Origin of the sequence: Halopseudomonas salina (genome assembly GCF_014637955.1) — a bacterium.
GTDB classification, from domain to species: domain Bacteria; phylum Pseudomonadota; class Gammaproteobacteria; order Pseudomonadales; family Pseudomonadaceae; genus Halopseudomonas; species Halopseudomonas salina.
In genome coordinates, this window is the sequence record NZ_BMFF01000003.1 from 275,768 (window position 1) to 289,387 (window position 13,620).

Genomic DNA, 13,620 nt, shown 5'->3' on the forward strand with positions numbered 1-13,620 from the left:
CAACGGGTCGTTCACAGGGGCAGCAGCAAGGCAACTGCGTGAACCGCGATGCCTTCCTCGCGCCCGGTAAAGCCAAGCTTCTCGGTGGTAGTAGCCTTGACGTTGACCTGATCACGGCCAATCTGCAGGTCGGCGGCAATAAACTCGCACATGGCCGCAATGTGTGGCGCCATTTTCGGAGCCTGAGCAACAATGGTCGCATCCATATTCCCAACCTGCCAGCCCTTACCCCGCACCAGAGTCAACGCATGGCGCAGCAATACGCGGCTGTCAGCCCCCTGAAAACGCTCATCAGTGTCCGGGAAGTGCTTGCCAATATCGCCCAGCCCGGCAGCGCCAAGCAAGGCATCGGTCAGCGCGTGCATCAGGACATCGCCATCAGAGTGTGCTATCAGCCCCTTGTTATGCGCAATCCGCACGCCGCCAAGGATGATGGAATCGCCTTCGCCGAAACGATGAACGTCATAGCCGTGCCCGATACGCATGAAGATCTCCCCCGATTAATCAGGGGGAGATCTTACAGTGTGAGGCGCAAAGCTTGAAGCTCAGGCGCGACCCAGTGCCTTGGCGTGATAGCGCAAATGGTCCTCGATAAAGGTCGCGATAAAGTAATAGCTGTGGTCATAGCCTGGCTGCCTACGTAGTGTCAGAGGATGTCCCACCGCTGCAGCCGCCGCCTCCAACGCCTCGGGGTTCAACTGCTGGATGAACTCATCACCCTCACCCTGATCAACCAGCAGCGGCAAACGCTCTGTCGCGCCTGCAATCAGCTCGCAGGTGTCCCACTTTTTCCATTGCTCAACATCGCTGCCCAGGTACCGCCCGAGCGCTTTCTGGCCCCAGGGCACCTGACTGGGATTGGTGATCGGCGCAAGGGCAGATACCGATTGATAATGACCCGGGTTTTTCAGAGCACAAATCAGTGCTCCATGCCCGCCCATCGAGTGACCGAAGATGCTGCGCTGTTCCGATACCGGAAAGTTGGCCTCAATCAGCTTGGGTAACTCATCCACCACATAGTCGTACATGCGGTAATTGCGCGCCCAAGGCTCCTCGGTAGCGTTGATGTAGAACCCGGCACCCATGCCGAAATCGTAGGCGCCATCCGGATCATCCGGCACACCCTCACCGCGGGGGCTGGTGTCAGGAGCCACAATAACCACTCCCAGTTCTGCGGCCACCCGCTGGGCGCCGGCCTTTTGCATGAAGTTCTCATCGGTACAAGTCAGTCCCGACAACCAGTAGACCACGGGCACAGGCTCACCCTGATCCGCCTGGGGCGGCAGATAAATCGCAAACGTCATATCGCAGGAAGTAGCGGTAGAGCGGTGACGATAACGCTTGTGCCAACCGCCAAAACTCTTGTTGGCGGAGATAAGTTCGATAGTAGACATGGTAGATCCCCTTGAGCGTCAAGCCGCAAGCTTCAAGCCGCAAGTTTAAACCCTCAACCTCTGTCCGGCACTTGTAGCTTGTAGCTTGTAGCTTGCCGCTTGTGGCTTGTGGCTTGTAGCTTGCCGCTTGCAGCTTGTGGCTTGTGGCTTGTGGCTTGTGGCTTGTTCTAGAAATGTATGACCGTACGGATGCTCTTGCCTTCGTGCATCAGGTCAAACGCCTTGTTGATGTCCTCCAGACCCATGGTGTGGGTGATAAAGGTATCCAAGGGGATTTCGCCGCTCTGGGATTTGGCAACATAGCCCGGCAGTTCGGTACGGCCCTTGACGCCGCCGAATGCGCTGCCGCGCCAGACTCGGCCGGTTACCAGTTGGAAGGGCCGGGTGCTGATTTCCTGGCCAGCTCCGGCAACACCAATGATGGTCGACTCGCCCCAGCCCTTGTGGGCGCATTCCAGGGCTGCGCGCATCAGCTGTACATTGCCTACGCATTCGAAGGAGTAATCCACCCCGCCATCGGTCATCTCGACGATGACTTCCTGGATCGGCTTGTCATGATCCTTGGGATTGACGAAATCGGTAGCACCAAGCTCCCGGGCGATATCGAACTTCGAGGGGTTGATGTCGATCGCAATGATGCGGCTGGCCTTGGCCATGGTCGCGCCAATAATCGCCGCCAGACCGATGCCACCCAGACCGAAGATAGCCACGGTTGCGCCCTCTTCCACCTTGGCAGTATTGAGCACCGCGCCAATCCCGGTGGTCACGCCGCAGCCCAGCAGACAGACCTTTTCCAGAGGCGCATCCTTGGGAATCTTGGCCAGGGAAATCTCCGGCAAAACGGTATATTCGGAAAAGGTCGAGCAACCCATGTAGTGATAGATGGGTTTGCCCTGGTAAGAGAAGCGCGAGGTGCCATCGGGCATCACACCCTTGCCTTGCGTACCACGCACGGCCTGACAGAGATTGGTCTTGCCTGACTTGCAGAATTTGCACTCGCGACATTCGGCGGTGTAGAGCGGAATGACATGGTCACCTACTTCCAGCGAGGTTACGCCTTCGCCTATAGCTTCAACTATCCCACCGCCCTCATGGCCCAGAATCGCCGGAAAGATACCCTCGGGGTCTTCACCCGACAGCGTGAAGGCGTCTGTGTGACATACACCGCTGGCAACAATACGGACCAGCACCTCGCCCTTCTGGGGTGGCGCGACATCTACTTCGACGATCTCCAGTGGCTTACCGGCCTCGAATGCGACTGCGGCTCGTGATTTGATCATGTGACTCTCCTGAGGGTAAAAGCGATGGGATGAGTGTAGTAGAAGCATCAAGTGTGGATAATAGGCCGCGGGACAAAACATTATTGCCACACAGGGATAATCACGCAGATATGAGTAACTGGGACGGTCTGGATGAATTTGTGAGCGTAGCTGAGCTGGGGCAGTTCAGCAGCGCGGCAAAGCAATTGGGCCTGTCGTCCTCCCATGTCAGCCGGCAGATCGCCCGGCTTGAAGACCGCTTGCAGACACGGCTGTTCTATCGCAGCACCCGCAAGGTGAGCCTGACTGAAGCAGGCCGGACATTTCTACAGCACTGCCAGCGTCTGCAGGATGCCCGCGAGGAGGCACTGCAGGCTATTGGTGACATGGGTGGTGAGCCCAAGGGGCTGTTACGCATGACCTGCGCCGTGGCCTACGGAGAGAACTTCATCATGCCGTTGGTGAACCGGTTCATGCAGCGCTATTCGCAGCTACAAATTGAAACCACGCTGACCAACCAGACCCTGGACCTGTTACATGGCAGCTATGATCTGGCTATCCGTCTGGGTCGGCTGCCGGATTCGAGCATGGTGGCAACGAAAATAGCTCCCAGACGCATGTACCTGTGTGCCGCTCCTTCCTACCTGGAGCACCATGGCGCGCCCCATAGCCTGTCTGAGTTGCCTCGGCACAACTGCCTGGTAGGCAGCACCGATAGCTGGGATTTTCAACAGGCAGGGCGTGAGCTGACCATTCGAGTGCAGGGGAACTGGCGCTGTAACAGTGGCAAGGCAGTGCTGGATGCGGCGCTGCTGGGCTTTGGGCTCTGCCAGCTACCTGATTACTATGTGCGCGAGCATCTTCAGAGCGGCGCACTACGCTCGCTACTGAATCAGCACCAACCTCCGCATACTGCTGTCTGGGCTCTGTACCCCCAGCAGCGTCATCTATCGCCCAAGGTGCGTCAATTGATTGAAATGCTCAAGGAAGGGCTGGCCGAGCGACCGGAGTATCAAGAACGGTAACTGCAGCCAAACAAAAACCGGCATAGCAAAAAGGCCACGCCGGTTCTCGGGGGATATTACTGCGAGCCGCCATCTGCGGCCCGGGAGCTCAGACTCAGTTGAACTGCTGAGCACGCTCCTGCAGGTCAGTATCGGTTTGCAAGCGGGTCGCAATCTCGTTGTACACAGGCACTTCAATACCAGTGTCAGTGACTGCTTCCATCATTTCTTCCTGTGCTTCCATCTGCAAGGACTGCGCTTGCTGCGGATCATCTACCCCGTTGAGCTTCTCGGTAAACTCATCGCGGATCTCGAAAACCTTATCGGAAGCTTCCACGAACTTCTCGAGATCGGCATCGCTGATTTCTGTGGCGGCTTGCTGGCCTGCCATGCCTGGCTGGCTGGCCATACCTTGCTGAGTCTGATTTTGCTGAGCCGGCTGACCCTGCTGCGCACCAGTAGCCTGCGCCATAACGCTGGGAGCCGCGGCGCCGAAGGCGGTAAGACAGATTGCGGCGGCGAGAGTTTTAAGGTTGTTCATATGGATATCTCCTTCTGAATGTGTACCTGACACTATCCATGTTCCATGCCAGTTTATGGAAAAAACCCCCAACACACTGTTTTAGCTAATATTTTTTAAATAATAGAATTTACCCAAGGACATCAACTGGCACTCGACAGGCGTTTTGTGTATCTTTTCTCTACATGAGCAAAAAATATCCGTTCAGATTGAATACACTCCGACACTTGCGATTGTTGCCTCCCATTAGCGGCCTGCAACGCTCACTGCTGTTGTTCGTCGTACTGCCATTGATGCTGCTTTCCGCCCTAGGTATTCGTTTCGGCCTGGGGCAAGCGAGCGAGTTTCAGGAGCAGCGGCTCAAGAATGACCTTGAGCTGATCGGACGTGCCATCAGCATTCCCATCGGCACCTCACTGGTGAAGGGCGATCGCGCAGGTATAGAACTGGCTCTGCGCTCGGTATTCGATATTGGCGAGGTGTACGGCGCTTCGGTTTACGATGTTGATGGTGTGCGGATCGCGTCCGCGGGCGTGACGGAGCGGGACCTGACCCGAACCACGATTCCCGAACGAATAGTCACCACCGGCCAGGGCCAGGAAGCCTACAGCCGCGTTGCTGGACGCAATCTGTTTTCCCACTTTCTCCCCCTGACCGATGCCACCGGTCAGATACGCGGACTGATCCAGATAACCCGACGCGCCAGTGACTTCGGCCGTGCTCTGGAACAACTGCAACTGATCGCGTGGCTGGTCTGGGCGCTTGCCAGTCTGACCATTCTTGGCGCGGTACTGCTGGGGCATTACGGAGGTGTGGGCCGTCATGTCGACAAGCTACTGGCTCATATGGGCCGTGTTGCCCATGGCGACCACTCCCACCGCGCCGCAGCAGAAGGACCCAGCGAGGTGGCTAATCTGGCCCATGGCCTGAACCGTATGCTCGACAGCATCGAGCATGCCCAGGCAGACGTGGAGGCGCATCGTCGTGCCGAAACAGATTTGCTGGGCCGCCTCAAGGATAACGAGAAAATGGCTGCAATCGGCAGTATGGCCAGGGGCATTGCCCATGAGCTTGGAGCACCGCTGAGTGTGATCGATGGCAGAGCCCGCCGCCTGCAACGCAGTGATGATCTGACTGCACAACAGCAACAACAGCTTGAGGGAATTCGCACCCAGGTCGCGCGGCTGACGCGCACTGTTCGGCAGCTACTGGACTATTGCAGACCCTCAGCGCCGCAGCATCGCCAGCTTTCGCCAACGCAGCTACTGCACAGTGCTATCGAGGCCCTGCGTCCGGAGGCCGACATGGCGGCAAAACAGGTACTCCTGGAGCAGGATGAGACAAAACTCCCGGGATTCGAGGGTGATGCGGGCCGGATTGAGCTGGCGTTGCTCAATCTGATGCGCAACGGCCTGCAAGCGGCATCCACCCGGGTAGTGATCAGCACCACGGCTGGAGCTCAAAGCCTGTGTTTCCATATCGATGATGATGGCCTCGGCCTCCCCGGTGAACCGGTCGCGCAGTTGCTCGAACCTTTCTACACCACAAAATCCTCCGGTGAAGGCACCGGTCTGGGCCTGGCAATTGTCCAGGCCGTGGCTGAAGAACATCAAGGATCCCTGATACTGGGCAGCGGCCCCCTTGGTGGATGCCGCGCCACACTCTGCCTGCCAGTTCCACGCCCCCGGCCCACCATCAACGGAGACACCGAACATGGCCCAGCCTGAATCCATTCTTCTGGTCGAGGACGACCGCGGCCTGCGCGAACTACTGACCGAAGAGCTGGAAGCCGAGGGTTACAGAGTTACCCCCTGCCGTGATGCCAGTGAGGGCGAGCAAGCGCTGGGCGAGACTCCCCCCGATCTCTTGATCAGCGACCTTCGCCTGCCCGATGCGAGCGGCTTGACCCTGCTGCCTGTGGCCAAAAATATCGAGCCACCGCCGGCGATTCTGATCATCACCGCCTTCGGGTCGGTGCAGCAGGCGGTGGAAGCACTCAAGGCCGGGGCGGACGATTTTCTTACCAAGCCGCTGGAAATGGATCACTTCCTGCTGGCGGTGTCGCGCCTGCTGGAAAATCGCCGGCTGAAAAGTGAGGTTCTGCAATACCGCTCGTTACTCGCCATTGAACAGTTCAACGGCATTATCGGCCAGAGCCCGGCTATGCAGCAGCTGTTTCACCAGATCCGGCAGATTGCTTCGGCGGACGGCCCCGTACTGGTCCAGGGTGAAAGCGGCACGGGCAAGGAACTGGTTGCGCGCGCCTTGCATGAAGAAAGTGGGCGCCGCGGCAAGCCCTACATGGTGGTCAATTGCGGCGGCATACCCGCAGAGTTGATGGAAAGTGAATTTTTTGGCCACGCTGCCGGGGCATTCACCGGCGCCCGCACCCAGCGCGCGGGCCTTTTTCAGCAGGCGGATGGCGGCACTCTGCTGCTCGACGAGCTTGGCGAGATGCCGTTGGCGCTCCAGGCAAAACTTTTGCGCGTGCTGCAGGACGGTCGCGTACGACCGGTAGGCAGTGATCATGAGATCCAGCTGGATGTACGGATCATAGGAGCGACCAACCGGAACTTGACAGAAGCGGTGGCTGACGGCAGCTTTCGGGAAGATCTGTTCTACCGGCTGGAAACCTTTGCCCTCCAGGTTCCACCCTTGCGCGGCCGAGGTGAAGACACGCTGCTGCTGGCGGAATTCTTTCTCACCCGATTCAATGCCCGCAAGCAGCAGTCGATCCGCGGCTTTACCGATGACACCCTGCGCGCCCTGCTGCAATACAGCTTTCCCGGCAATGTGCGCGAACTGCAGAACGCAGTGGAGAGGGCCGCCACCTTCTGTGACAGCGCCCTGATTGAAACGCGTCATCTGCCCCAGCGTATCCTCGACAATCCCACCGAGGGCCTCCCACGGCCTGATGCTCAGCCGCTGCCCAGCCGAACATCCCTGCCTGCAACTGCAGAGACGGATCCTGCGGGCATGCCAAGTCTGGAAACCGTCCAGCGCGACTACATCCATCAGGTACTGAACGCCACTGCCGGCAATAAACGCAAGGCAGCGGACATTCTAGGTATTACCCGACGGACTCTGTACCGCTGGCTGGAGTAATCGCCCGCAGGAGATCAGCCGGGTTAATCGGCATGGATTTCGCTGATGATTACAGAATCATTTGCCGGCCGGCTGGTATATGGTCAGGCTTTTACGGAGCCCTTTCCCATGCCTTTTGCCAAGGATTTTTTTGATGTTGGCCTGTTTACCAACAAGGCCGATGCTCTGCGGGCCTATTACAGCGACCTGGGCCTGCCCTTCGACCACACCCTGAAGCTTGGCGGCGGAGTTCTGCAACACCGTTACCAGGCAGATCAGGCCGTGCTGAAAATCAATGACGCCCGCGCCCCCCTGCCGCCACGGATAGACAACAGCCCGCTGGCGGAGCTGATCATTGCCAGCCCCAAGTGCACCGTGCCGACCACCGGTGTTGATCCGGACGGGACGCCTGTGCGCGTCGTGCCTCCGGGGCACGAGGGCGTAGAGGGGCTGGCAATGCGCCTGAAGGTCGCCAGTTTGCAGACCAGTCGGCAATTTTACATGGAGGCTCTGGGGCTGAACGAGGTTTCCCCGGGGGTTATGGCCTGTGGCCGGAGTCTGTTGCTACTGGAAGAAACCGGCATACCACCCCAGCCAGCTGCACCCCTGGCGACCCTGGGATTACGCTACCTTACGCTACAGGTATCCGATTGCGACGCGTCCTACGCCAAAGCTCTGCAGGCCGGTGCGACCTCAGGCCGTGCGCCGGAAACGCTTGGCAACACCGCGCGTATTGCATTCGTGTTTGATCCTGACGGAGTATGGATAGAAATCTCGGAAAGGGCTTCGGTTACCGGTAAGGCAGTCTGATTAACCTGACCGACAACCCCAGCACATTTATCTTGTAGCTGCGGGGCAGGAACGCATAAACGGTAGAAAAGGAAATCAACCGTCATGAGCTTGAAAGCTGCAACCAGAATACTCCTGGCAACCACCCTGGGATGCCTGCCTGAACTGGCCAGTGCGTTACCAGAGCCTGTCGATCTGGTCAGTGGTGACGATTATCCGCCATTTGCGGGCAGTACGCTGAGCGAGGGTGGCGTGCTTACACAGATGGTACGGCAGGCGTTTGCTACCGGGGGCCAATCGGCCAGAGTTGAATTCAAACCCTGGGCACGTGGTTACGAAGAGACATTGCGTCTCGAATACGACGCTACCTTCCCTTACCTCAGTACTCCCCGCCGTGCGTCGAGTTTTCTATTTTCCGACCCCCTGTATGAGTTGAATCTCAGGCTCTATGTTCGCAGCGACAGCACCTGGAAAACCGGCACGCCGGAAGAGCTCAGCGACGCAACCTTCTGCCTGCCCACGGGTTATGAGGTTAGTGGATGGGTACGTCTGGCAAGTGACCGCTTGGCGTTTGTCCGACCGCGCAGCATGGAGCAATGCCATGCGATGCTGCAACTTGGTCGCGTGGATGTGCTGATCAGCAACCCCGACGAGCTCGCCTGGCAGGCGGTCCCACCAATGCTGACACCGCGTAATGTTCGCAAGCTACCCGAACCGTTGGACGATGTTAGCCTCCATCTGATCATTCCCCGGGATCATCCCCGGGCACAGCAGCTGATGGACGCTTTCAACCACGGATTGCAGCAACTGGTCGACAGCGGTGCACGCGATCGATTATTCCGGGCCAATCAGGATTACCGGCGCAGCCTGGAAGCTGACCGCTGATACGCCTCTTTACAGAGTCTTTACCTTTCTCGTCCCCGCCCTGACGCTACCGACTGTAGACTTGGCCCGGACATTTCACGCAGGGCAGGTTCATGCAGGCTGGCAAATCCCGATCGCTCCCCAGGCTTCTACTACTGGTAACAACGGCGTTGGCAATAGCCGGCGCACTGGCCTGGTTTCTATGGTTTGCGCCGCAAAGCCGCTCCGCGGACTATCTGACAGCCGAGGTGCTGCGCGGCGACATTGAGGAGAGCATTACCGCGCTCGGTACTCTGGGTCCGCTGGAGTATGTGGATGTTGGCACCCAGGTATCCGGCCAACTACTACGTCTGCATGTGGAGCTTGGCGATCGTGTCGAGGAGGGCCAATTGCTCGCCGAGATCGACCCGACTCTGTATCTGGCCCGTGTGGAGGCCAGTACCGCCCAGCTGGAGAACCTGCAGGCTCAGCTTGCCGATCGCGAGGCCCAATATACCCTCGCCCGGTTGCAGGCAGAGCGGCAACAGAGCCTGATCGAACTGGATGCGACCAGCCAGGAATCGGTTGAAAGCGCACAGGCTACACTGCGCTCGGCCCAGGCCCAGATTGCCGCAATCAAAGCACAGATACGCCAGACTGAATCGACATTACGCGGCGACCAGGCGGACCTGGACTACACCCGCATTCATGCACCCATGACCGGCACGGTTGTGCAACAGCTCGCCAATCAGGGCCAGACCCTCAACGCCAATCAGACGGCACCGGTGGTAGTACAGATCGCCGACTTGTCGACCATGACCGTAAAAACCCAGGTCTCAGAGGCAGACATCAGCCGACTTGAAGTGGGCATGCCGGCCTACTTCTCCACGCTGGGCCGCCCGGAGCGCCGCTGGGAAGGCATATTGCGCCAGATTCTGCCCACCCCGGAAGTAATCAACAATGTGGTGCTGTTCAACGCGCTTTTCGACGTCAGTAACAGTGATGGCGAGCTGCTGCCGCAGATGAGCGCTCAGGTATTTTTTGTCCGCGACTCAGCCGAGAATGTACTGACCATTCCAGTAGCCGCCCTGGGCCAGGCCGTGCCATCCAGCGAAACAAGCTCGGACGAAGCGCCGCAAGCACAGGGCAAGCATTATCAGGTCCAGGTTCTCGACGCCCAGGGGCAGCCGCAACCTAGAAAAATACGCATTGGCACGCGCACGCGGATTGCCGTTGAGGTACTCGCAGGCCTTGAAGAGGGCGAACAGGTTGTGACCGGCGGACTACCTCCAACGGCTGACGGCGATACAAGCCGCCCCTCAAGACGGTTCATGTGACCATGACAGAGGCACTCATCGACCTGCAGGGCATCAGCAGAACCTATCGTAACGGGGAGCTCTCGACTACCGTTCTGCACGACCTCAACCTGCAGATCAGGCAGGGTGAGTTCGTGGCCATCATGGGCGCTTCGGGCTCCGGCAAGTCGACCCTGATGCACCTGCTCGGCTGCCTCGATCGCCCCACCACCGGCCGCTATCTGCTGCGCGGCCAGGATGTGGCGAGCCTGGGACGTGACGACCTTGCCAGGCTGCGCCGCGAAACCTTCGGGTTCATCTTTCAGAGCTATCACCTGATTGCCTCGGCGAGTGCAACCGAGAATGTCGAAGTGCCGGCCATCTACGCTGGACTGCAGCGACTTGAGCGACGCGAGCGAGCCGAGTCATTGCTGACCGGTCTGGGGCTCGGAGAGCGCCTGCGCAACAAGCCCAGCCAACTGTCGGGTGGCCAGCAACAGCGGGTATCCATCGCCCGGGCGCTGATGAATGATGCACAGATCATTCTCGCCGACGAACCGACGGGTGCGCTGGACAGCCAGAGCGGCAAGGACGTTCTGGCACTGCTGGCCCAGCTGCACAGTCAAGGCAAGACAGTCATTATCATCACCCACGATGCCGAAGTCGCCAGCCATGCCCAGCGCCTGATCGAAATGCGCGATGGCCGGATTCTGCGCGACAGCGGTGCCGTTCCCGTTGCTGGAGCACCCTCCCCCGACAACCCGGAGAACGCCCCATCACCGGCCGCCGGGGAGCACCGCGAACAGGCCGTAGCCTCAACACTGGCCGACGCAGGCGAGGCTGTGCGCATGGCGTTACGGGCCCTTCGCGCCAACGTCTTCCGTACCGTACTGACCCTGCTGGGTATCGTTATTGGCGTGGCGTCAGTGGTGGTGATGCTGGCTGTGGGTAATGGCGCACGCCAGGAGGTGATCGAGCGTATCAGCTCCCTGGGCACCAACCTGCTGCTGGTGCGGCCTGGCGCGCCCAACACCCGCAGGTCACAGGACGGGTCAACCAACACCCTGATGCCACTGGATGCAGAACTGGCCGGCCAGCTCGACAACGTGATTGCGGCCGTGCCGGAAATGAGTGGCCGGGCTACCCTGCGCGCCGGTAATACCGATTATCAGACGCAGATCACCGCAACCAGCCCGGCCCTGCCACTGGCCCGCGACTGGCCGGTAGCCAGGGGCGTGTTTCTGGATGAAGAAGATAACCGGCGTTATGCCGCTGTTACCGTGCTGGGCAGCACCGTGGCTGACAATCTGTTCGGCGCCGGTGCCGACCCTCTGGGCGAGTATGTGCTGATCAACAATGTGCCTTTCCAGGTTATTGGCGTCATGGCGCCCAAGGGGGCAACGCCCTGGGGTGCGGATCAGGATGATGTGCTTTTCGTACCCCTGAACACGGGGAGCCTGCGCCTCATAGGCCAGCGTCATCTGAACTCGATCACTGTGATGATCGATGATCTGACCCAGGCAGAGGCCACCCAGGAAGCCCTCAGACAAACACTGCTCCAGGCCCATGGCGGCGTGGAGGACTTCCAGATACGTAATATGGCTTCGCTGCTGGAAAACGTGGCCGACACCCAGAACACCTTCACCGTACTGCTCGGATCAATCGCCGCCATTTCCCTGTTGGTGGGTGGAATCGGGGTGATGAACATCATGCTGGTCAACGTTACGGAACGCACCCGGGAGATCGGCATTCGGGTCGCCACCGGTGCACGCACCCGGCACATTCTCCAACAATTCATTGTCGAGGCTCTGGTGGTATCTGCCATCGGAGGGCTGCTTGGCGTGGCGTTCGGCCTGGTGTTTGCGGCGGGGCTTCAGACCCTGGGGACAGCAATCGAATTCACTGCCGGACCGGTGTTGCTGGCGTTTGGATGTGCCTTTGCAACCGGCCTGATTTTTGGTTACATGCCCGCCCACAAGGCGGCCAACCTAGACCCAGTGGTGGCCCTCAGTGCTGACTAGATCCTTTCTGATTCTCCTGCCGGGACTGCTGCTGGGCGGCTGCAGCCTGACCACCCCCATGCCCGAGCAGACGTTGGTGGTACCCAAGCAATGGAATGCGCCCGTCGCAGGGCACGCATGGCCAGAGGCCGACTGGTGGCGCCAGTACCAGAGTCCGGCACTGGAAACCCTGCTGGCCAGAGCAACTGCTGGCAACCTGGATCTGGCCAGCGCAGCCAGCCGACTCCGCCAGGCTGAAGCTCAATTACGTCAGACACGCGCGTCGCAGCTACCCCAGCTCAACGCCAGCACGGATGTCAGCCGCCGCGGCGACAGCGACACCAGCACAAGCGCCTATGGCGCCGCCTTGACCACCCGTTATGAGCTGGATTTCTGGGGGCGCAATGAGGCCACCACCAACGCGGCGCGCGCCACCTTGCTGGCCAGTGAATACGACGCCCAGACACTGGCCATCAGCATCCAGGCCACCGTGGTCAGCAACTGGCTGCAGACTCTGGAAAACCGGCAACGCCTGGCCCTGACCCGCAGCAGTCTGGCCAATGCCGAACGGGTGTTGAACCTGGTCGAGACCCGTTACCGTTTTGGCGCAGCGGACAGTCTGGAGGTCAGCCAGCAACGCACCCTGGTCGCCCAGTTGCGCGCCAGCCTGCCCGGGCTTGAGCAGCAAAGCCTGCAGTTGCGTAACAGCCTTGCATTGCTCCTGGGGCAGGCGCCGGACGCACAACTGCCCGCGGGAGAGAATCTCACCGATGTAGCGGTACCCCTGATAGGTGCCGGATTACCAGCGGAGCTGCTCAATCGTCGCCCGGATATCCGCGCCAGCGAGGCGCGCCTGGTCGCTGCCAACGCCAATGTGACAGTGGCCAGGGCAGCGCTGTTTCCCAGCATCGCCCTGACCGGCCAGTTGGGAGCCCAAAGCGCCGCTCTGGGTACACTACTAAGCAGCTCCGCCACCGGCTGGACATTGGCAGCCGGGTTAGCCCAGTCGATCTTCGATGGTGGCGCCCTCAAAGCACAGGTAGAACTGTCCCGTGCCCGCCAGGAGGAGCTTCTGATCGACTATCGTAGAACCTTGCTCATTGCACTCGGCGAGGCCGATACTGCACTTGGCGCGGCTCAGCAGGCCCGATTGCGCTTTCAGTTTCTGGAGCTGGCGACCAGCGAGGCGGAACGCGCTTTCAACCTGGCCGAGATCCGTTACCGGGCAGGCTCCATTGATCTAGTCTCACTGCTGGATACCCAGCGTACCTGGTACCAGAGTCAGGATACGCTTATCCAACAGCGCGCAATCGTACTGTTGGCCAGCGTGGACCTGTTCCGCGCACTTGGCGGCGGCTGGCGTGAGCCTGGGGTTCTTTATGGGGCAAGCATGGTGAGGTAAGCTGCCTCACCACACCCCTCTCTCCAGGAC

The 13,620-nt window shown here is 59.6% G+C and carries 12 protein-coding genes; 8 read left to right on the plus strand and 4 right to left on the minus strand.

The features are described from left to right. Positions 1 to 11 precede the first annotated feature (11 nt). The 3 genes from ispF to IEV54_RS08665 all read right to left on the minus strand — a co-directional run bounded on the left by ispF (position 12) and on the right by IEV54_RS08665 (position 2,674). A complete protein-coding gene (ispF, locus tag IEV54_RS08655; protein WP_150278486.1) occupies positions 12 to 485 on the minus strand; it encodes a 2-C-methyl-D-erythritol 2,4-cyclodiphosphate synthase in 474 nt (157 codons plus the stop codon). A gap of 60 nt (positions 486 to 545) precedes the next feature. Then, positions 546 to 1,394, minus strand: coding sequence for an S-formylglutathione hydrolase (gene fghA, locus IEV54_RS08660; protein WP_150278485.1), 849 nt, complete (start codon positions 1,392 to 1,394; stop codon positions 546 to 548). A 167-nt stretch (positions 1,395 to 1,561) separates the two neighbouring features. Further along, positions 1,562 to 2,674, minus strand: a complete 1,113-nt coding sequence (locus IEV54_RS08665; RefSeq protein WP_150278484.1) for an S-(hydroxymethyl)glutathione dehydrogenase/class III alcohol dehydrogenase — start codon at positions 2,672 to 2,674, stop codon at positions 1,562 to 1,564. Between the two features lie 110 nt (positions 2,675 to 2,784). Between IEV54_RS08665 and IEV54_RS08670 the strand changes: the two genes are divergently transcribed. After that, positions 2,785 to 3,678, plus strand: coding sequence for a LysR substrate-binding domain-containing protein (locus IEV54_RS08670; RefSeq protein ID WP_150278483.1), 894 nt, complete (start codon positions 2,785 to 2,787; stop codon positions 3,676 to 3,678). Between the two features lie 94 nt (positions 3,679 to 3,772). Here IEV54_RS08670 and IEV54_RS08675 read toward each other — a convergent pair whose 3' ends face one another. After that, positions 3,773 to 4,198, minus strand: a complete 426-nt coding sequence (locus tag IEV54_RS08675) for a DUF4168 domain-containing protein (protein WP_150278482.1) — start codon at positions 4,196 to 4,198, stop codon at positions 3,773 to 3,775. 212 nt (positions 4,199 to 4,410) lie between these two features. Between IEV54_RS08675 and IEV54_RS08680 the strand changes: the two genes are divergently transcribed. The 7 genes from IEV54_RS08680 (at position 4,411) to IEV54_RS08710 (ending at position 13,590) form a co-directional block, all read left to right on the plus strand. Further along, entirely contained in the window at positions 4,411 to 5,904 is a 1,494-nt protein-coding gene (locus tag IEV54_RS08680; protein ID WP_188434391.1) for a sensor histidine kinase, read from the plus strand. Further along, positions 5,891 to 7,282: a sigma-54-dependent transcriptional regulator gene (locus tag IEV54_RS08685; RefSeq protein WP_150278480.1), complete on the plus strand. Its 1,392-nt coding sequence runs from the start codon at positions 5,891 to 5,893 to the stop codon at positions 7,280 to 7,282. Before IEV54_RS08680 ends, IEV54_RS08685 begins: the two co-directional genes overlap by 14 nt. A gap of 45 nt (positions 7,283 to 7,327) precedes the next feature. Further along, positions 7,328 to 8,071, plus strand: a complete 744-nt coding sequence (locus tag IEV54_RS08690) for a VOC family protein (protein WP_150278479.1) — start codon at positions 7,328 to 7,330, stop codon at positions 8,069 to 8,071. Positions 8,072 to 8,155: 84 nt separating this feature from the next. Next, positions 8,156 to 8,935 carry a substrate-binding periplasmic protein gene (locus IEV54_RS08695; RefSeq protein WP_150278478.1) on the plus strand — a complete coding sequence of 260 codons (780 nt, stop codon included), beginning with the start codon at positions 8,156 to 8,158 and terminating at the stop codon, positions 8,933 to 8,935. A gap of 92 nt (positions 8,936 to 9,027) precedes the next feature. Next, on the plus strand, positions 9,028 to 10,230 hold the full coding sequence (locus IEV54_RS08700; protein WP_150278477.1) for an efflux RND transporter periplasmic adaptor subunit: 1,203 nt from the start codon (positions 9,028 to 9,030) through the stop codon (positions 10,228 to 10,230). Positions 10,231 to 10,232: 2 nt separating this feature from the next. Continuing rightward, on the plus strand, positions 10,233 to 12,209 hold the full coding sequence (locus IEV54_RS08705; protein ID WP_150278476.1) for a MacB family efflux pump subunit: 1,977 nt from the start codon (positions 10,233 to 10,235) through the stop codon (positions 12,207 to 12,209). Next, positions 12,199 to 13,590: an efflux transporter outer membrane subunit gene (locus IEV54_RS08710; protein ID WP_150278475.1), complete on the plus strand. Its 1,392-nt coding sequence runs from the start codon at positions 12,199 to 12,201 to the stop codon at positions 13,588 to 13,590. The genes IEV54_RS08705 and IEV54_RS08710 overlap by 11 nt, the downstream gene beginning before the upstream one ends. The last annotated feature ends 30 nt before the right edge of the window (positions 13,591 to 13,620 follow it).

What these genes read in the sequence shown, in the direction of transcription:
- fghA (WP_150278485.1), bottom strand. Translation starts at nt 1,394, where the DNA reads ATGTCTACTATCGAACTTATCTCCGCCAACAAGAGTTTTGGCGGTTGG.
- IEV54_RS08665 (WP_150278484.1), bottom strand. Translation starts at nt 2,674, where the DNA reads ATGATCAAATCACGAGCCGCAGTCGCATTCGAGGCCGGTAAGCCACTG.
- ispF (WP_150278486.1), bottom strand. Translation starts at nt 485, where the DNA reads ATGCGTATCGGGCACGGCTATGACGTTCATCGTTTCGGCGAAGGCGAT.
- IEV54_RS08690 (WP_150278479.1), top strand. Translation starts at nt 7,328, where the DNA reads ATGATTACAGAATCATTTGCCGGCCGGCTGGTATATGGTCAGGCTTTT.
- IEV54_RS08700 (WP_150278477.1), top strand. Translation starts at nt 9,028, where the DNA reads ATGCAGGCTGGCAAATCCCGATCGCTCCCCAGGCTTCTACTACTGGTA.
- IEV54_RS08675 (WP_150278482.1), bottom strand. Translation starts at nt 4,198, where the DNA reads ATGAACAACCTTAAAACTCTCGCCGCCGCAATCTGTCTTACCGCCTTC.
- IEV54_RS08695 (WP_150278478.1), top strand. Translation starts at nt 8,156, where the DNA reads ATGAGCTTGAAAGCTGCAACCAGAATACTCCTGGCAACCACCCTGGGA.
- IEV54_RS08685 (WP_150278480.1), top strand. Translation starts at nt 5,891, where the DNA reads ATGGCCCAGCCTGAATCCATTCTTCTGGTCGAGGACGACCGCGGCCTG.
- IEV54_RS08705 (WP_150278476.1), top strand. Translation starts at nt 10,233, where the DNA reads ATGACAGAGGCACTCATCGACCTGCAGGGCATCAGCAGAACCTATCGT.
- IEV54_RS08670 (WP_150278483.1), top strand. Translation starts at nt 2,785, where the DNA reads ATGAGTAACTGGGACGGTCTGGATGAATTTGTGAGCGTAGCTGAGCTG.